The sequence below is a fragment of the Streptomyces sp. NPDC056296 genome (assembly GCF_042268605.1).
Classification (GTDB): domain Bacteria; phylum Actinomycetota; class Actinomycetes; order Streptomycetales; family Streptomycetaceae; genus Streptomyces.
The window spans coordinates 43,922-62,220 of the sequence record NZ_JBHJRX010000001.1; the positions used below are offsets into that span (position 1 = coordinate 43,922).

The window sequence follows — 18,299 nt, forward strand, 5'->3', positions numbered from 1 at the left end:
GGCACACCGGACGGCCCCCTCGGGACGGGGGCGTGACCGGAAGGTAGCGTCTGCGTGGAGCCGACCCGGGAACGCCACCTTCGCGTCACGCGTTCACCAGTCGTGCCGACCGGTACGTCCGTTCCACCAGATCGTCCGTTCAGATCGCCCGTTCACTGTCGCCAAGGGGAAGACGCTCACTTGATGCCGGACCGCAGCCTGCGACTGCTCACGCTCCCCCAGCAGTCGGCGCAGCCAGGGGAGCGCAGCACCGTGTTGCTGCGGGAGCGCCCCTCTTCACCGCCCGACACCCCCTCGGACCGGGCGGACGGCGGCGAGCAGGACGGCGCCACCGAGAAGGACAATCCGTTCGCACCGCCCCCGGAGGGCACGCCGGACCGCCCCTGGCAGCCGCGGCACCCGTCGGGTGACGGCGGCGATTCCCGGGGGGACGGCGGACGTTCCCCGTGGGGCCGTCAGTGGAGCGACCGGCAGCCCGGCCGCTCCCCCGGCGGCTTCGGCGACCGGCCCGGCGGTTCCGGTTCCGGCCCCGAGGGGTCGGGCGGCGGTGGCACGGGCCCGCGCTGGGACCCGACGGACCCCACCCAGCGGCGCGCCCGCTATGCCCTGCTGTGCGGCATGTGGGCCCTCTTCTTCGCACTCTTCACCTGGCCGTACGTGGCCCTGCTGCTCGGTGCCCTGTCCCTGTACTGGGGCATCAGCGCGCTGCGCGCCAAGCCCCGCGCCGCCTCGGACCCGGACACCCCGACCCCGCCCGCCGACCAGACCGGCCGTCCGCAGCGGACCGCAGCGATCAGCGGCCTGGTCACGTCCTCCCTGGCCATCGTCCTGGTCGCCGCGTCCTTCGGCGCCCAGCTGGTCTACAGCGACTACTACACCTGCCGGAACGACGCCCTGACCAACGCGGCGAAGCAGAACTGCGAGACCCACCTCCCGGAGCAGCTCCGGGACCTGCTGGGCACGGAGGGCTGACGCCACCTCCTGACGCCGGGCGCGGCGATTTCAACCCGTCCGGCGTTTGAGGCCTTTCAGCCCGTCCGGCGCTTGGGGCCTTTCAACCCGTCCGGCGTTTGAGGCCTTTCAGCCCGTCCGGCGTTCGGGGCCTTTCAGCCCGTCCGGCGTTTGAGGACGAGGCCCGTTCAGGGCCGAAGCGGGGTCTGGGGGCGCAGCCCCCAGGGACGGGAAGGGTAGGGGCGGCGGGGGCGAAAAAGCCACTGCGGCGACGCCGCGCCGGCGCCACTCAAGGCACCCGCGGCGCCCCCTCCCCAGGGGAGTCGACCGGCAGCAGATCGTACGGCGCCTCGCCACCACCGCCGGCGTCGTCGGCGGCGGCGGCGCCACCACCGTCCCCCCGCCCCCACCACCGCCCCACCACGGGCAACGAGACCCACCCCCACCGGCGCCCACCACCGGTATCAGCCGCGTCCCCGCCCTCCACCACCTGCGCCGAAGCGGCAGCGCCCCGGCCCCGGCCCCGCCACGCCCTCGCCAGCACCGCCACCGGCAGCGCCACCACCCCGACCCACGCCAGCGTCGCGCCCCCGGCCTGCCACCACACCGGCCCGAACCGCGCGAGGGCGCCATCCCCGAGCGGCCCACCCGCCAGCGCGGCCAACAGGGCGACGAGGACCGCGCAGAGCACGGCGGCCAGTACCGCGGCGGCGACGGTCCGCCGCCATGACCATGGCCCGGCGGCCTCATGGGCGCCCGGGTCCGCCCCCGTCGCCGCCCGCGCCGTGAACCAACCCACCACCGTCCCCGCCACCAGCGGCACCGCCCCGGCCACCCAGTGCAGCGGCGTGCCAGGTCCCGCGTCCGGCACCGCCGCCAGCAGCGGGAACGGCGGCAGCAGCGGTGCCGGGTCGGAAGCGAAGGGGTCCACGGCATGGCCGGTACCGAGCGCGAAGCCGGGACCGAGGGCGTACGCCGCCGCCCACACCGCCGCGTTCGGCACCAGAGTCAGACAGAGCAACAGCACGGCGAACCGCCCCGACCACCCCTCGGTCAGCTGCAGGAAGGCCTCCCGCGCGGCGGCTCCGTGCCACACCAGCGACACCGCGAGCAGCAGCGCACCGCCGCCGACGAGCACCGCCGCACCGGCGCCCGCGGCGCGTGTCGCGGCGCCCAGGCGCGCGTCCGGTTCCACCATCAGCTCCCGCAGGTTCCGGGGCAGCACGCGCAGCGCCCGTCCCACCGGCCCGCCCGGACGGCCGAACGCCGTCCACACGCCCGCGCCCGCCGCGCCCATGGCGACCAGCGGCAGGCACACCACCGCCCACCACCAGGAGGGCCGCAGCGCACCGCCCGCCGCGTACAGCACGACGGGCGTGGCGACCGCGAGGTAGCCGACGACGACCCCCGCCCAGGCGTTGCGCGCGGAGACGGGCGGCGGTCCGGCGTCCGGGAGGATCCGGCCCCCGCCCACCCGCACACCGACCCCCGCCTTCGCACCCGCGCCCACCGCCACGCCCACGCCGTCCCCCGGGTCCGTGGCGTCCCGGGCCGCCCGGTGCAGCAGCCACACCGGCAGCAGGAGCAGCAGCAACGGGGTGACGCCCACGGGCGCTGGGGCGCCGGAGAGCGTGTCGGCACGGACCAGTTCGGCGCCGTGCGCCAGCACCCACAGGGCGGCGGCGACGTGCAGTGCGCCGCCGGGCCCGCTGTCGGGGTACGGCGAGCTGATCCACAGCAGGGTCACGAGCGCGGCACACGAAGCCAGTCCCAGTCCCGCCGCGACCACGCCGCCCAGGAGGCCGGCGGCCAGCCCGGGCGACCGGTCGCGCCACCGGGTGCGGAGCAGGGACAACGGGGCTCGGCGAGCGGTCGTCTGGATCACGCCGCCATGCTCCCAACGACACGCGCTTTACCGTCGTAACAGGCGAAGCTCCGCTGTGTCGCTCAATATATGTTTATGTACTTTTTCGTACGAAGGGGCGCCTTGTGACGCGGAGCCCTGCAACCCCGCTCCCTCCTCCCAAGACACGCCGACGCCTGCGCGAGACCGCCGCGCTGACGCAGGCTCAGCTCGCGGCACGGGTGGGCGTCACCCGCGAGACGGTCCGTGCGTGGGAGAGCGGCCGCACGACCCCGCGCGGCCGGAAACGGGAGGCGTACGCGAAGCTGCTGAACACCCTGGCCGAGGAGGCGACGGCGCGGCGGGCGAAGCCGGGGCCCACCGCGTCGCCGGAACCAGCCCCGGAACCGGCCCCGGTACCAGTCGTCGTGGCCGTCGGCGCCGGGCCGGCGGACGCCTCAGAGGAAGCCGCCGACAGTCTCGTACTCCCCGCGAAGTCACTTGACGAGCGGCGGCCGGACCCGGACCCGGGCCCGAAAGCGGATCCCGAAGCGGCTACTGAACGGGAGTCAGGACCGGAACCACGGCCCGAGCCGACGCCCGAGCCGATGCCTGATCCGGCCGCCTTGACGCCCGCTCAGGCATTCGACGCGCTGTACGAGTTCAGCGCCCCCGCCCTCGTACGGCAGACCTTCCTGCTGACCGGCCGCCGTGAGCTGGCGCGCGAGTCGGTGGAGCGGGCCTTCCAAGTGGCCTGGGAGCACTGGCCCGAGGTGGCCCGCGACCGCGACCCGGTGGGCTGGGTGCGGGCGGCGGCGTACGAGTACGCGCTCTCACCCTGGCAGCGGTTCCGCCTGCGCCACCGGCATCCGGAGCCGCCGCCCGCCGACCCCGGCGACCGCACCCTGCTGAACACCCTCCTCAGACTCCCCCCGCCGCACCGCCGCACACTCCTGCTGTACGACGGTGTGGGCCTGGGCCTGCCCGAGACGGCCGCGGAGACGGAGGCGAGCACCCCGGCGGCGGCCAGCCGGCTGCTGCACGCCCGCGAGGCCGTCGCCGACCGGCTGCCCGAGCTGGCCGACCCGCGGGTACTGCACCGGCGGCTGGCCGAACTGGCGTCGACCGAGCGGCTGCGGGCCGCCAGGCCGCCTACGGTGCGAATGGGCAGCGAACGCCGGGCACGGTTGCTGACCCGGGCCGCGATCGCCTTCACCGTCGCCCTCATCGGCACCACGGCCCTGACCCTGCGCACCGCGCCCACGCACTACGAGCCGCCCGTGTCCCCGGGGGAGACGGTGCGCGGAGTGCCGCCCAAGGTGGCGCCGGGGGCGCTGTCGGACGAACAGCTGGAGCTGCGGCAGAGGCTGCGGGACCAGTTGCAGGACGGGCCGGAGCGGCTGACGCCCCGGCTGGAGTGACGTGCCGTACGCCGAGTGGCCCGCCCCCCGAGGACAGGGGGCGGGCCACTCGGTGTGGCCGCTGCGCGCGGCCGGTGCGGCCGGGTCAGCCGGCCAGGATGGCGCGGGCGAGCTTCGCCGTCTCGGTCGGCGTCTTGCCGACCTTGACGCCGGCGGCCTCCAGGGCCTCCTTCTTCGCCTGGGCGGTGCCGGACGAACCGGAGACGATGGCGCCGGCGTGGCCCATGGTCTTGCCCTCGGGCGCGGTGAAGCCCGCGACGTAGCCGACGACCGGCTTGGTCACGTTCTTCGAGATGTACTCGGCCGCACGCTCCTCGGCGTCGCCGCCGATCTCGCCGATCATGACGATCAGGTCGGTCTCGGGGTCGGCCTCGAACGCGGCGAGCGCGTCGATGTGCGTGGTGCCGATGATCGGGTCGCCACCGATGCCGACGGCGGTCGAGAAGCCGATGTCACGCAGCTCGTACATCATCTGGTACGTCAGCGTGCCGGACTTCGAGACCAGACCGATGCGGCCCGGCTTGGTGATGTCGCCCGGGATGATGCCGACGTTGGACTGGCCCGGCGTGATGATGCCGGGGCAGTTCGGGCCGATGATCCGGGTCTTGTTGCCCTTCTTGCCGGCGTACGACCAGAAGGCGGCCGAGTCGTGCACGGCGATGCCCTCGGTGATCACGACGGCCAGCGGGATCTCGGCGTCGATGGCCTCGACGACGGCGTCCTTGGTGAACTTCTCCGGCACGAAGATGACGGAGACGTTGGCGCCGGTCTTCTCGATGGCCTCCTTGACGGTGCCGAAGACCGGTACCTCGGTGCCGTCGAAGTCCACGGAGGTGCCCGCCTTGCGCGGGTTCACGCCGCCCACGACCTCGGTGCCGTCACCCAGCATGAGCTTGGTGTGCTTCATGCCGGTGGCACCGGTCATGCCCTGGACGATGACCTTGCTGTCCTTGTTGAGCCAGATAGCCATGGTGTGTTGGTGTCCTCGTCCTGAGTGCTTACTTGGCGGCGGCGTGAGCCAGCTCGGCGGCCTTGTCGGCCGCGCCGTCCATGGTGTCGACGCGCTGGACCAGCGGGTGGTTGGCGTCGGTGAGGATCTTGCGGCCCAGCTCGGCGTTGTTGCCGTCGAGACGGACGACGAGCGGCTTCTCGACCTTCTCGCCGCGGTCCTCCAGGAGCTTCAGCGCCTGGACGATGCCGTTGGCGACCTCGTCGCAGGCGGTGATGCCGCCGAAGACGTTGACGAACACGGAGCGGACGTCCGGGTCGCCGAGGATGATCTCCAGGCCGTTCGCCATGACCTGGGCGGAGGCGCCGCCACCGATGTCCAGGAAGTTGGCGGGCTTGACGTTGCCGTGCGCCTCACCGGCGTACGCGACGACGTCGAGGGTGCTCATGACGAGACCCGCGCCGTTGCCGATGATGCCGACCTCGCCGTCGAGCTTGACGTAGTTGAGGTTCTTCTCCTTGGCAGCCGCCTCGAGCGGGTTGGCGGCGGCCTTGTCGTGGAGCTCCTCGAAGTCCGGGTGACGGAACTCGGCGTTGTCGTCGAGCGACACCTTGCCGTCGAGGGCGATGACGTCACCGGAGACAACCTTGGCCAGCGGGTTGACCTCGACCAGGAGGGCGTCCTCCTTGATGAAGGTGTCCCACAGCTTGACCAGGATGTCGGCGACCTGGTCGGCGACCTCGGCCGGGAACTTCGCGGCCTCGACGATCTCGCGCGCCTTCGACGGCGTCACGCCGTCGATCGCGTCGATCGGGGTCTTGGCGACGGCCTCCGGACGGGTGGCCGCCACCTCCTCGATCTCCATGCCGCCCTCGACGGAGGCGATGGAGAGGAAGGTGCGGTTGGCACGGTCGAGGAGGAAGGAGACGTAGTACTCCTCGACGATCTCCGGGGCGGTCTCGGCCAGCATCACCTTGTGGACCGTGTGGCCCTTGATGTCCATGCCGAGGATGTCCGTCGCCCGGGCGACGGCCTCGTCCGCGGAGGCGGCCAGCTTCACGCCACCGGCCTTGCCGCGACCACCGACCTTCACCTGCGCCTTGACGACGGACTTGCCGCCCAGACGCTCGGTGATCTCGCGCGCCGCCTCAGGCGTGTCGATGACTTCACCGGCCAGCACCGGTACATCGTGCTTGGCGAAGAGGTCCCTCGCCTGGTACTCGAACAGGTCCACGCGCTTCCGTCCCTATCAGTGATCTCGCGGTTCGTTGGATGCGTGGGCGTGCCGCGAAGGGCAACGTGACGTCCGCTGTGAGTCACAAGGGGGGCGCACACGGTGTCCGAGCGCGCGGCATGTCCGTCTCGCAGGTTATCGCCGCTTGCGGAGGGTCTCTAAATCGTGGGTCACACCTGAGCGGTGATGCCTGTCACATGATGCCGCGCTCACTGGCACGGGGTGCCGGGAGTGAGGGCTCGCGGGGGCTCGGGGCGGAGGGCTCCGCGAACCGGCTGAGGGGCCTCACCGGGTTGGGGTCGACCCGGTGAGGCCCGTGGAACGCCCCGGGGCCCGCGGCAGTGCGGACTCCGGGGGTGCGGGGCGGCTGATCCCCACCCCAATGGGGACCGGCCGACCCGATCCGCGGGGCTACGGCCGGACGGAGGCCGACGGCTTTCGGCCGAACCGTCCGGGGCCGTGCGCTCCGCGAAGCCCGTGGTTCACCTGATGTCCAGGTGGACGGATGTCAGACGCCGTACGGGTTGCCGAGTGCGCCGTAGGCGCTGTCCCGGACGTCCTGTACGTAGCCGGGGGTCACCGACCGGGTGACGTCCCCCACACCGGTGACGGCGTTGCCGGCCAGCGGGGTCTGCTGAACGGTTCCGGTCACGTCCTGCGCGAAGGGCTCGGCCTGTCCGGCGACGCCGTGCGCGAAGGGCGCCACCTCGCCGGTGACGCCGTACGCCAGCGACGTGGCGCTGCCGCCGACGCCCTCGACGACCGGCTGGACCGTCTCGGCCACGGCGTCGACGACCGGCCGCACGGCACCGGTGACGCCCTCGGCGAACGGTCCCACCTGCCCGGTCACGCCCTGCGCCAGCGGCGGTACGGTCCCGACGACGCCGCCCGCGAAGGGCCGCACGTCGCCCGCGACGCCGGTCGCCAGTCCGCCCGCGTCCCGGACGGCCTGCCCGGCGACGGGCACCGCTCCGTCCACGACGGTGTTCGCGACCGGCGGGAGTACGGCGTCCCTGGTGTCGCCGGTGGCCTGGCCGACCAGCCCGGTGGCGTACGGCCGCACGTCCGCGACGACGCCCTCGACGACCGGCACGGCGCCGGTGACGGCCCGGTCGGCGACCGGCGGGGCGACGGCGTCGACGGTCTCGCGTGCGGCGGTCTGGGCCTGGTGCCGGGTCTGGGCCTGGGCCTCGTTCTGGGCCTGGTCCAGCTCCGGCGCGAAGGCGGAGAGGGGGCCGAAGAGGTAGTCGACGTCGTCGGTGGGGGTGAGGCGGTCGCGGTCGGGGGTGACGTCGGACGTGATGCCGGAGGTGATGCCGGAGGTGGCATCGGAAGTGGAGTCGGCGGTGGTGGTGGCGGCGGTGGTGGTGCGGGTGGCGGCAGTGGTGGCGTCGGCCTTGGCAACCGTGTCCGTCACGGCGTCCGGGACGGACACGGAGGCGGCCGGCAGCTCGTCGGCACTCGCCACGGAGGAGCCCAGTGCCCAGGCACCGGTCACGCCGGCGGCGATGACTATGGAACGGCGGATGTTCTTGTTCATGGGTACGTCAGGGTCCTTCGAAGAGCTTGGGGACATTTCCGAATGCCGTGCCGGATGATGCGGCGCCGACGGCACCCGCCCGGAAGAGTGAGAAGCGTCCGGACGGTGGGCAGACCTCTCCGCCCCCGCGCGGCGGGTCTGCGGCGGGGGAAGGCCCTGCTCTAGGCGGGAGAGACGGGAATGTCCCGGTACCGGTCCCGGGTCTCGGCGGCGTCGGCATGCGCGAAGGCGCCGGGCACGAGTCGGAACGGGATCCGGTGATGCGGGGTGACCGCGTGTGCGTCACCGTGGCGCGGCGTGCCGTGATCGGCACCGGCTCCGGTGCCCAGCGTGCCGTCGGGGTCGCCGGTGGGTGCCCGGTGGGCGGGGGCGTGCTCGGTGGGCGCGGGAACGGCGCGGTGGGTGTCGACGTGCGCCGCGGCGGGCGACCCGCCGCCGACGGTCTCCGGGCCGTACGCGACGTGTGCCGCGACTCCGGCGCCGTCGGAGGGCCGGGCGTCGAAGGCGACGGACGTGTCGGCGGCGTCGGACGTGTCCGGCACCGTGGTCGAGGGCCCCGGCCGCGGGTCCGTGCCGACCGGCATCAGCCGACCGGGAACGTCGGCCATGCCGGCCGGGTCCGGCAGGAACGGCAGCGAAGGCGACGACGGCAGCGAAGGCCGCGTAGGCGAGGTCAGCGAAGGCGTGTTCAGCGAGGGCGGGGAAGGAAGCGGCGGCAACGCCTCCAACGGCGGCACCTCCGTCTGCGCGACCGCCCCGAGCCCGTCGGCCACCGTCTCCACCGCGTCACCGACCGGCCGCACGACCCGGGCCTCCACGGACCGGACGACATCCTCGGCAACCGGACGAAGCTCCGAAAGCACGGCGCCGGAGCGCTGGGCGGCCCTGGAGTCCTGGGCGGCAGCCCCGGACTCCTGGCCGGTCTGGCCGGTCCGAGAGTCCTGCGGGACGGTTGGTTCCCGTCCTTCCCGCGGGCGCTCCGTGGGCACGTCGGCGGGCACATCGACGACCTGTCCGATCGCGTCCCGCACGGACGGCACCCCCTCGGCCGCCTGTGCCCGCTCTCCGCAGAGGATCCCGAGCACGAACAACCCGCCCACCAGCAGCGCCACGTGCAGCGCACGCCGCCCGGCCACCGTGCGCAGCATGCGCAGAGCGGCACCGGGCAGGACTGCTGACCAGATCAAGAGGGGGAGATTCCTCCCGTGCGGCGGAACGGATCGCGCGTCGAACATCGCATCGACACGACGCGCGATCCTCGCACGGAGGTCCGGAGGTTGCGCAAGCCCGCTCTTACCGATGGGCAGTCATGTCCGTTTTACCGGCAGGAATCGGGCCACCTCGGATCGACAAATCGTCACCCGGCATCCGGTATCGGCAGGGGACGCTTCTCGATCGCCGCCGCCATCACCTCCGGGAAGAGATCGGGCGTGCAGGCGAAGGCCGGCGCGTCCAGTGCGGCGAGCGCCGCCGCGTGCTCCCGGTCGTACGCGGGCGCCCCCTCGTCGGACAGCGCCAGCAACGTCACGAACTGCACCCCCGCCGCCTTCATCGCCGCGACCCGCTTGAGCATCTCGTCCCGTATGCCTCCCTCGTACAGGTCGCTGATCAGCACGACCACCGTCTCCGTGGGCCGGGTGATCTGCGACTGGCAGTACGCCAGCGCACGGTTGATGTCCGTACCGCCGCCGAGTTGCGTGCCGAAGAGCACGTCGACCGGGTCGTCGAGCTGGTCGGTGAGGTCGACGACCGCCGTGTCGAAGACGACGAGCCGGGTGTCGATCGCCCGCATGGACGCCAGCACCGCGCCGAACACGGACGCGTACACGACGGACGCCGCCATCGACCCCGACTGGTCGACGCAGAGGACGACCTCCTTCTTCACGGACCGGGACGCCCGCCCGTAACCGATGAGCCGCTCCGGGACGATCGTCCGGTACTCGGGCAGGTAGTGCTTGAGGTTGGCCGCGATCGTGCGGTTCCAGTCGATGTCGTGGTGGCGCGGCCGGCTGATGCGGGCGCTGCGGTCGAGGGCGCCGGTGAGGGTGGCTCGGGTGCGGGTGGCGAGCCGCTTCTCCAGGTCCTCGACGACCTTGCGCACGACCGCCCGCGCCGTTTCCCTCGTCGTCTCCGGCATCGCCTTGTTGAGGGACAGGAGGGTGCCCACGAGGTGCACATCGGCCTCCACGGCCTCGAGCATCTCCGGCTCCAGCAGGAGCGCGGCGAGACCGAGCCGGTCGATCGCGTCCCGCTGCATGACCTGCACGACGGAGGAGGGGAAGTAGGTCCGGATGTCCCCCAGCCAGCGCGCCACGGCCGGCGCGGAGGTCCCGAGCCCCGCCGAACGGTCCCGTCCCGCCCGTGGCTTGTCCCCCTTTCCGTAGAGCGCGGTGAGCGCCCCGTCCATCGCGGCGTCCTGTCCGGAGAGCGTGTGGCCGGTGCCGTCGGCCGGGTCACCGCCGAGCACGAGCCGCCACCGCCGCAGCCGTTCCTGTGCCGTGTCGGTGTCCACCGGCTCGGTCGTCATACGTCCACCCCCACAAGGTCGTTGTCGTCGGCCCCCGACCGCCGGCCACCGGTGCCGGGCCCGACAGTGCGATTACCCGCGCCCGCATCGCCCGCCACGCTCGCCGCGCCTGCCGTGCCCACCACACTCGCCGTGCCCGCCGCGCCTCCCGCGCGGGCAGTGCCATCGCCCGCGCCCGCATCGCCCGCCACGCTCGCCGCGCCTGCCGTGCCCGCCACGCTCGCCACGCCTGCCGTGCCCACCACACTCGCCGTGCCTGCCGCGTCCACCGCGCCCGCCGTTCCTACCGTGCCCACTGCGCTCGCCGTGCCCACCGCGCCCACTGCGCTCGCCGTGCCCACCGCAACCGCCGCGCCCACTGCGCCCGCCCCGCCTGCCGCACCCGCCGCGCCCACTGCGCTCGCCCCACCTGCCGCTCCTGCCGCACCCGCCGTGCCCACCGCACCCGCCCCGCCTCCCGTGCCCGCCGCACCCACCGCGCTAGCCGCGCCCACCGCGTCCAGGCCCAGCAGCAGCCGGACCACCGGCAGTACGGCGTCGGCGCGTCCGGTGTCCAGTCCGGCCGCGAAGCCGGGTATGCCGGAACCGGCCGTCGTCACACTCCCCCGCCACTCCGGTCCACGCCGGACCAGCTCGCCGAGGCTGCGGCGCACTCCCGGCTCGTAGGCCGAGAAGGTGCGCCGTAGCAGCGGCAGCACGTCCGTGAACGCCTCCGCCGGTACGCCGGTCAGCCAGGCGTCGACCAGTGCCAGCAGTCGCTCGTCGTGGAGGAGCAGCATGCCGCCGCCCGAGCCGCCTCCCACGAAACCCTCGATCCAGGCCGCCGCGTCCGCCGGTGGCGTCCCCGGAGAAAGCACCAGGCCCATGAGCCGCGCCGCCTCGTCCGGCGCCAGCTCGCCGTCGTCCAGCAGGAGCCGTACGGAGCGCCCCCGGACGATGCCGGGCACGGTGTCCCGCGCGGAGAGCGTGCGCAGCACGGCCTGCCAACGGGACCGGAGATCGCCGTGGCCCGGCGCGGGGTCGTCGCCGAGAAGGCCCACCGCACCGTGCACGGCGTCCACGTGCCGGCGCATCTCCTCGGCCGCGTCGGCATCCAGCGCGGCACAGGCCGGGGGCAGGCCGACGAAGACCCGCTCGGCGAGGCCCGCGGCGACCTCGGCCAGTGCGCCGGTGTCGGTGCCGCGCACATCGCCGTAGCGCAGGGAACGGACCAGGGCCGGCAGGGCCTGGGCGAGATGGCCGACGTCCGTGTCGAGCGCCGCGCGGTCGGCGAGTATCCGCATCACCGGGGGGAGCGCGTCCGGCAGTTCGGCGAGCAGGCAGCGTTCGGCGAGCGCGGTGACCTCGGCGAGACCCCGCGCGGTGACGGCGTCCGTCTCGGCTCTGGCGGTCGCGGCGGCGAGCACGGTCGTGCCCCACACCCCGGCCTCGGCGACCCGCACCGACAGCTCCGGCTCCCACCGCAGCCGCCACGTCTCCCGGAACGTACCCGTGCTGCCCCGCGAGGCGACCGGCTCACCCCACCCGACGCCGAGCAGCCGCAGCCGGTGCAGCAGTCTGCTGCGGCCCGCGTCGGTCTCCTTGCGCAGGTCCAGCTCCAGCTCCCGCGCCGGCGCCTCCGGTTTGAGCCGCAGCCGCCGCTGGGTCCGGGCGAGGTCCCGCTGCAACGGCACCGCCGGCGCTCCGGCGGGCACCTCCCCCAGCACGTCGCCCACGACCAGCCGGTCGTGCACCAGCGCCAGCGGCACGTCCGAGCCCTCGCACATCACCGCGCGCACGGCGTCCGTCGTCTCGCTCAGTCCGGGCAGCGGACGGCCGCGCATCACCGCGAGGGTCTCGGCCAGCCGCACTGCCTCGATGACGTGCGCCGAGGAGACCATCCGGTCCTCCTCCCGCAGCAGCCCGGCCACCTTGGTCAGCCACCGCTCGACGGGCCGGTCCGCCGCGCCGAACAGATGCCCGTACCAGCCCGGCGACTCGATGCCCGCCCCGTACCCACTGGCCCGGGACAGCCGGCGGTGCGTCCAGGGCACCCAGGTCATGTCCACCTTGGTCCTGGGCAGCCCCTTCAGCAGCGCCCGGTCGGCGGCGACGGTGACCTTGCGGCGGAGCGCGGGCACGTGCCAGGCCCCGCAGACCACGGCGACGCCCTGGGCGAACTCGCGCCGCGCCGCCCGTATCTGGAGGCGCATGTACGCCTCCCGCACGAGGTCCCGGTCGCGCCCGCCGCCCTCCTCCGTCTCCCGCAGCGCCCCCATGGCCTCCTCCAGCGCCGTGAACGGGGCGAGCGCGTCCCCGTCGCCCGTGCCCCGGTGCTCGACGACGTCCTCCCACCAGCGTTCGGGATCGTCGTGACCGGCGGCCTCGGCGAGGGCGGCCAGCGGATCCGCCCGGACGCCGGGGACGTCGGTACTGGGCTCGTCCCCCTCCTCGGAGCCTGGCTTCCCCGGCTCCGGCTCCTCCCCCTCCTTTCCCTCTTTCCCCTCGTCCCCGGCACGCTCCGCCACCTGCCACGCAAGCGTGTGCGTGGCCGGGAGGTCGATGAAGCGGGCCGGGACGTCGTGTTCCAGGGCCCAGCGGAGGACCACCCACTCCGGGGAGAACTCGGCCAGCGGCCAGAAGGCCGAGCAGCCGGGCTCGTCCACGGCGTGGGCGAGGAGCGCGACCGGCGGCCGCATGTCCTCGTCGGCGGCCAGCGGGATCAGGGCGTCGGCCTCCGGCGGCCCCTCGATCAGCACGACCCCCGGCCGGGCCGCCTCCAGCGCGGCGCGGACCGCCCGTGCCGACCCCGGACCGTGGTGGCGTACGCCCAGCAGCAGTGGTCCACCACCGGAACCCCCGGCCCCGCCCGGCGTGCCGGACCCTCCGCTCCCGGCCCTGTCAGTGCCCGTCACACCGTCCCCCTCGCCTACGGGTCCAGGTCGAGTCATCGTCGTCCCCCGTCGCGCCGGCCATGGGGGCACCCGTCCGCAGCGGCGTCCGCATCCGCATAGCGTTCACAGGCTCACCTCCCGGCACGCCCGGTAGAAGTCCTTCCAGCCGTCGCGCTCGCGGACGACCGTCTCCAGGTACTCCTGCCAGATGACGCGGTCGGCGGCCGGGTCGCGGACGACGGCGCCGAGGATGCCCGCGGCGACGTCGCCGGACCGCAGCACCCCGTCGCCGAAGTGGGCGGCCAGCGCGAGGCCGCCGGTGACCACGGAGATGGCTTCGGCCGTCGACAGCGTGCCGCTGGGCGACTTCACCTTCGTACGCCCGTCGCTCGTCAGTCCGTCGCGCAGCTCGCGGAAGACGGTGACGACACGGCGGATCTCGTCGATGCCGTCGGGCGCCGACGGCAGGTCGAGGGAACGGCCGATCTCGTCGACGCGGCGGGAGACGATCTCGACCTCGGCCTCGGCGGTCTCCGGCAGCGGCAGCACCACGGTGTTGAAGCGGCGGCGCAGGGCACTGGACAGCTCGTTGATCCCGCGGTCGCGGTCGTTGGCGGTGGCGATCAGGTTGAATCCGCGGACTGCCTGCACCTCCTGGCCCAGCTCCGGTATCGGCAGGGTCTTCTCCGACAGGATCGTGATGAGCGTGTCCTGCACGTCGGCCGGGATACGGGTCAGTTCCTCCACCCGGGCGGTCATGCCGTCCGCCATGGCCCGCATGACCGGGCTGGGCACGAGCGCGGCGCGGCTGGGGCCGTGGGCGAGGAGCTGCGCGTAGTTCCAGCCGTAGCGGATCGCCTCCTCGGGTGTGCCGGCCGTGCCCTGCACCAGCAGGGTCGAGTCGCCGCTGACGGCCGCCGCGAGGTGTTCCGACACCCAGGTCTTCGCCGTGCCGGGCACGCCGAGCAGGAGCAGGGCGCGGTCGGTGGCGAGCGTGGTGACGGCGACCTCGACGATGCGGCGCGGGCCCACGTATTTCGGGGTGATCACCGTGCCGTCGGGCAGGGTGCCGCCGAGCAGGTAGGTGGCGACGGCCCACGGCGACAGCCTCCAGCGGGCCGGACGCGGGCGGTCGTCCTGCGCGGCCAGCGCGGTGAGTTCGGCCGCGAAGGCGTGCTCGGCGTGCGGCCGCAACGCTTCCGCCTCGGACGCTGCCCCACTCCGGCCCGGATCGACGGACGTCGGGTCGACGGACGTCGGTGCCACGGACGGCGGTTCCACGGGCCTCGGTCCCACGGGCGTCGGTTCTACGGACACAGGCATGGCTGATTCCCCCTCCAGCTCGGCCGGTTCGATCTGTCATCCACGGTGCACCACGCCACTGACAATCGCTCTGACCTGCAGAAACGCTCTCGATCGGTCGATTGTCAGTGGTGGGACCTACCTTCGATGGCATGACTCAGCAGGGGGTGCGCTGGACCGTGGACCAGGTGCTGGCACTGGCGCCTGACGCCGCGTCACGCAGAGCGGGCGGCAAACTCGGCGCGGCAGGGCCGTGGTCCGAGGTGGGGAGTTCCGACGAGGGGACGGTGTGGGGGCTGTGCAAGGGCAGCGGCAGCGAGCCGTATCAAACGGTCGTCGACATCGCGGACATGTCCGGGCCCGCGTACAAGTGCGGTTGCCCGAGCCTCAAGTTCCCGTGCAAGCACGCGCTCGGGCTGCTGCTGCTCTGGGCGGGCGGCGACGGTGTGATGCCGGGGGCGAAGGCGCCGGACTGGGCGGAGCGGTGGATCGCCGGACGGCGCGAGCGCGCGGAGGAGAAGAGGACGGCGGACTCGTCCGGCTCCGCCGCCGGGACCGCCGATCCGGCGGCGGCGCGGCGCCGGGCGGAGCAGCGGGCCGGGCGGATCACCGCGGGCGCGACGGAGCTGGAGCAGCGGCTGACGGACCTGCTGCGCGGCGGTCTGGCCGGCGCGGAGCAGACGGGCTATGAGCTGTGGGAGGAGACGGGCTATGAGCTGTGGGAGGAGACGGCGGCCCGCATGGTCGACGCCCAGGCATCGGGGCTGGCCTCGCGGGTGCGGGAGCTGGGCGCCATACCGTCGTCCGGCTCCGGATGGCCGGTCCGGCTGCTGGAGGAGTGCGCTCTCCTCCATCTGCTCGACCAGGGCTGGCTGCGCCGTGAGCAGTTGCCGGACGGCCTGGCGGCGACGGTCCGTGCACGCGTCGGCCTGTCGGCGTCCGCGGACGGCCCCGCGGTCCGGGACCGCTGGCTGGTCCTCTCCCAGTACGACACCGCGGACACCCGGCTGACGACCCGTCGCATCTGGTTGTACGGCGCGGAGACGGACCGCATCGTGCTGCTCCTCTCCTACGGCGCCGCGGGCCGGGCCCCGGAACCGGCGCTGCCGGTGGGACTGGCCCTCGACGCGGAGGTGTCGGCGTATCCGGGCGCCGGGCAGCAGCGGGCCGCCCTGGGCGAACAGTTCGCGCCGCCCATCCCCACGGAGCTACGCCCGAAAGGGCTGACGACGTCCCAGGCGGCCGTCCGTTACGGCGAGGCTCTCCGCGACGACCCGTGGCTGGAGTCGGCGCCGGTGACTCTGGATCAGGTCGTCCCGGTACCGGACGGCGGCCACTGGCAACTGGCGGACGCCGACGCGGACACGGCGCTGCCGCTCGCCCCGGCGGCCGGAAACCGTCCGGGCCTGTGGCGCCTGGTCGCCCTGTCGGGCGGCGCGCCCGTCAAGGTCTTCGGCGAGTGCGGCCACCGGGGCTTCACTCCGCTGACGGCATGGCCGGCCGGACCGGGCCCGGCGGTGCCGCTGTGCTGACCCGTCCCATGTAAAGGAAACGGAATGCGAGCGGAAGGGAACCGCATGACCACGACGCCCGCTCCCGCGGACGCGCCCGTGCCGGGCGTCTGGGAGGAACTCGTCACCTCGGCGCTGCTCGGCACGGACCGGCGCACTCCCCCGGGCTGCGAGCCCGGCCCGCGCGCACCGGCGGCGCTGCTGGACGCGGCGGCGGCGGAGACCGTTCGCCGACGCGCCGGACTGTGCCCGGCCCGCGCGGCCCGGCGCCCGGAACCGGCTCCCGAGGATCCCCGCCCACGGTTGCCGGCCGCGGCCGCTCGCCGACTCACGATGCTGCTCACCGATCGCCCCGGGACGGCGGGCGGCGGCCGGAGAGGCACCGCGCCCGACCTGATGGAACTGCTGCCCCAGTGGCTGGCGACGGCGAACGCCCGCGGTTACGCGGCACCGCCCCAGGCGGTCCCGGCCCTGCTGGACGCGGCACGGGGGCGTACGGACCTGCGTCCGGCGGCGCTGACGTTCGCGGGGCCCCGCGCCCTGTGGCTGGCCCGGCTGAATCCGGACTGGCGGTTCGCCCTGCGCGCGACGCCGGGCGGAGGCACCGCGCTGCCCGGCCCCGAGGCCACGGAGCGGGTGCGTGGGCTCTGGGAGGAGGGCCTGTTCGCCGAGCGGGTCGCCCTGCTGGCGTCCCTGCGCGCCCGCGATCCCGCCGCGGCGCGCGAGCTGCTGGCCTCGACCTGGGCCACCGAGCGGGCCGAGGACCGGCTGATGTTCCTCGACTCGCTGCGGACGGGGCTGGAACCGGCGGACGAGCCGTTCCTGGAGCAGGCCCTGGCCGACCGCAGCCGCAACGTACGGGCGACGGCCGCGGAGTTGCTGTCGGCGCTGCCGGATTCGGCGCTCGCCGCGCGGATGGCGGCGCGGGCCGTGACGTGCGTGTCCCTCGACCGCGCGCTGTACCCACCGGCGATCGCCGTCGAAGCACCCCACGAGTGCGACGCGGGCATGGAGCGGGACGGCGTCGTGGCCAAGCCGCCCGCGGGGCGGGGGGAGCGGTCCTGGTGGTTCGGCCAGTTGGTGGAGGCGGCCCCGCTCGGGACCTGGTCGGCCCGGCTGGGTGGACGTACCCCCGAGGAGATCGCCGCCCTGCCGGTGTCGGACGACTGGCGGAGCGACCTGCACGCCGCGTGGTGCCGAGCCGCGGTACGGCAGCGGAACGGCGCGTGGGCGAGGGCGCTGCTGGGAGCGCCCACGGCACCCGAGGCAGGGGGCCCGGGCGCGGTGTCCCTGGCCGAGCGAGCCAAACTGCTCGGCACCCTCGACGCCGGAGAACGGGCCGAGTGGGTCGCCGGGTTCATAGCGACGCACGGTCTGTCCGAAGCGTTCCAGTTGCTCGGGATGTGCGGGGTGCCGTGGGCCCCGCCGCTCGGGCGGGCGGTGGTCGACGCACTCAACATCGCCCGTGACGCCGGAAGCTACCCGTGGAGTTTCAGCGGAGTCATGGGGCTGGCCGAGCGCTGCCTCGACCCCTCGGAGGCGGGCCGCCTCGACGGTCTGCTGGCGATACCGGACGAACCGGAGGACGCGTCGCCGGGGGCCGGGGGGTATTGGGCGGAGGCGTTCCAACGGCTCGTGACCACGTTGCGGTTGCGTGCCGCGATGGCGGAGGAAATGGGGCCGGGTTAGGAGGTGCGCGGCGTTGGGGCCGAGGACGGACCGCCTCCGCCGTCCGGCGCCCAGGGGTGCCACACTCTGACCAGCAGGCCCGTGGGCTGTCGGCAGCGCCTTGGACATCGGCACCGACCGTGCGCTGCCCAGCATCACCCGAGGCCCATGGGCACCGGTGACTGTCGCCGCCGCCTGTGCACTGTCGTAACCGCCCGAGGCCTATGCGCACCGCCCGTGGACCGTCGGGCCCCGCCCCTGGACCGTCGGGCACCGCCCGTGCGCTGCCGACGCCAGCCGTGGGCTGTCGACGGCGCCGGAGGACTGTCGCCGCCGCCTGTGCACTGTCGTAACCGCCCGAGGCCTATGCGCACCGCCCGTGGACCGTCGGGCCCCGCCCGTGCGCTGCCGGCGCCAGCCGTGGGCTCTCGGCACCGCCCGAGGACTGCCGACACCGCCCGAGGGCTGTCGATGGTCCGC

At 74.2% G+C, this 18,299-nt stretch carries 12 protein-coding genes; 4 read left to right on the forward strand and 8 right to left on the reverse strand.

Features of this window, described 5'->3' with window-relative positions; translation table 11 throughout:
* Window positions 1-183: 183 nt before the first annotated feature.
* Window positions 184-972, forward strand: coding sequence for a hypothetical protein (locus tag ACFCZF_RS00225; protein WP_375916014.1), 789 nt, complete (start codon window positions 184-186; stop codon window positions 970-972).
* Between the two features lie 268 nt (window positions 973-1,240).
* Here ACFCZF_RS00225 and ACFCZF_RS00230 read toward each other — a convergent pair whose 3' ends face one another.
* The gene (locus ACFCZF_RS00230; RefSeq protein ID WP_376669745.1) at window positions 1,241-2,836 is read right to left on the reverse strand and encodes a DUF6350 family protein; all 1,596 of its coding nucleotides are present in this window, start codon (window positions 2,834-2,836) and stop codon (window positions 1,241-1,243) included.
* Between the two features lie 104 nt (window positions 2,837-2,940).
* Between ACFCZF_RS00230 and ACFCZF_RS00235 the strand changes: the two genes are divergently transcribed.
* A complete protein-coding gene (locus ACFCZF_RS00235) occupies window positions 2,941-4,215 on the forward strand; it encodes a helix-turn-helix domain-containing protein (protein WP_376669746.1) in 1,275 nt (424 codons plus the stop codon).
* A gap of 85 nt (window positions 4,216-4,300) precedes the next feature.
* Here ACFCZF_RS00235 and sucD read toward each other — a convergent pair whose 3' ends face one another.
* The 7 genes from sucD to ACFCZF_RS00270 all read right to left on the reverse strand — a co-directional run bounded on the left by sucD (window position 4,301) and on the right by ACFCZF_RS00270 (window position 14,661).
* A complete protein-coding gene (gene sucD, locus ACFCZF_RS00240) occupies window positions 4,301-5,185 on the reverse strand; it encodes a succinate--CoA ligase subunit alpha (protein ID WP_356601891.1) in 885 nt (294 codons plus the stop codon).
* A 28-nt stretch (window positions 5,186-5,213) separates the two neighbouring features.
* On the reverse strand, window positions 5,214-6,398 hold the full coding sequence (gene sucC, locus ACFCZF_RS00245) for an ADP-forming succinate--CoA ligase subunit beta (RefSeq protein WP_376669747.1): 1,185 nt from the start codon (window positions 6,396-6,398) through the stop codon (window positions 5,214-5,216).
* Window positions 6,399-6,906: 508 nt separating this feature from the next.
* Window positions 6,907-7,938: a hypothetical protein gene (locus tag ACFCZF_RS00250; RefSeq protein WP_376669748.1), complete on the reverse strand. Its 1,032-nt coding sequence runs from the start codon at window positions 7,936-7,938 to the stop codon at window positions 6,907-6,909.
* Window positions 7,939-8,099: 161 nt separating this feature from the next.
* Window positions 8,100-9,125, reverse strand: a complete 1,026-nt coding sequence (locus tag ACFCZF_RS00255; protein WP_376669749.1) for a hypothetical protein — start codon at window positions 9,123-9,125, stop codon at window positions 8,100-8,102.
* Window positions 9,126-9,295: 170 nt separating this feature from the next.
* Window positions 9,296-10,465 carry a VWA domain-containing protein gene (locus ACFCZF_RS00260; protein ID WP_376669750.1) on the reverse strand — a complete coding sequence of 390 codons (1,170 nt, stop codon included), beginning with the start codon at window positions 10,463-10,465 and terminating at the stop codon, window positions 9,296-9,298.
* Window positions 10,462-13,359: a DUF5682 family protein gene (locus ACFCZF_RS00265; protein ID WP_376669751.1), complete on the reverse strand. Its 2,898-nt coding sequence runs from the start codon at window positions 13,357-13,359 to the stop codon at window positions 10,462-10,464. Before ACFCZF_RS00265 ends, ACFCZF_RS00260 begins: the two co-directional genes overlap by 4 nt.
* 102 nt (window positions 13,360-13,461) lie before the next feature.
* Window positions 13,462-14,661, reverse strand: a complete 1,200-nt coding sequence (locus tag ACFCZF_RS00270) for an AAA family ATPase (protein WP_376669752.1) — start codon at window positions 14,659-14,661, stop codon at window positions 13,462-13,464.
* 131 nt (window positions 14,662-14,792) lie between these two features.
* On the opposite strand from ACFCZF_RS00270, the gene ACFCZF_RS00275 reads away from it, so the two are divergent.
* Together ACFCZF_RS00275 and ACFCZF_RS00280 are read left to right on the forward strand one after the other, a co-directional pair.
* Window positions 14,793-16,172 carry an SWIM zinc finger family protein gene (locus ACFCZF_RS00275; protein WP_376669753.1) on the forward strand — a complete coding sequence of 460 codons (1,380 nt, stop codon included), beginning with the start codon at window positions 14,793-14,795 and terminating at the stop codon, window positions 16,170-16,172.
* A gap of 45 nt (window positions 16,173-16,217) precedes the next feature.
* On the forward strand, window positions 16,218-17,840 hold the full coding sequence (locus ACFCZF_RS00280; RefSeq protein WP_376669754.1) for a DUF5691 domain-containing protein: 1,623 nt from the start codon (window positions 16,218-16,220) through the stop codon (window positions 17,838-17,840).
* Window positions 17,841-18,299 lie beyond the last annotated feature (459 nt).

Excerpts from the sequence above, each read along its gene's own strand:
- ACFCZF_RS00225 (WP_375916014.1), top strand. The coding sequence starts at position 184 with ATGCCGGACCGCAGCCTGCGACTGCTCACGCTCCCCCAGCAGTCGGCG.
- sucD (WP_356601891.1), bottom strand. The coding sequence starts at position 5,185 with ATGGCTATCTGGCTCAACAAGGACAGCAAGGTCATCGTCCAGGGCATG.
- ACFCZF_RS00260 (WP_376669750.1), bottom strand. The coding sequence starts at position 10,465 with ATGACGACCGAGCCGGTGGACACCGACACGGCACAGGAACGGCTGCGG.
- ACFCZF_RS00275 (WP_376669753.1), top strand. The coding sequence starts at position 14,793 with ATGACTCAGCAGGGGGTGCGCTGGACCGTGGACCAGGTGCTGGCACTG.
- ACFCZF_RS00270 (WP_376669752.1), bottom strand. The coding sequence starts at position 14,661 with ATGCCTGTGTCCGTAGAACCGACGCCCGTGGGACCGAGGCCCGTGGAA.
- ACFCZF_RS00280 (WP_376669754.1), top strand. The coding sequence starts at position 16,218 with ATGACCACGACGCCCGCTCCCGCGGACGCGCCCGTGCCGGGCGTCTGG.
- ACFCZF_RS00250 (WP_376669748.1), bottom strand. The coding sequence starts at position 7,938 with ATGAACAAGAACATCCGCCGTTCCATAGTCATCGCCGCCGGCGTGACC.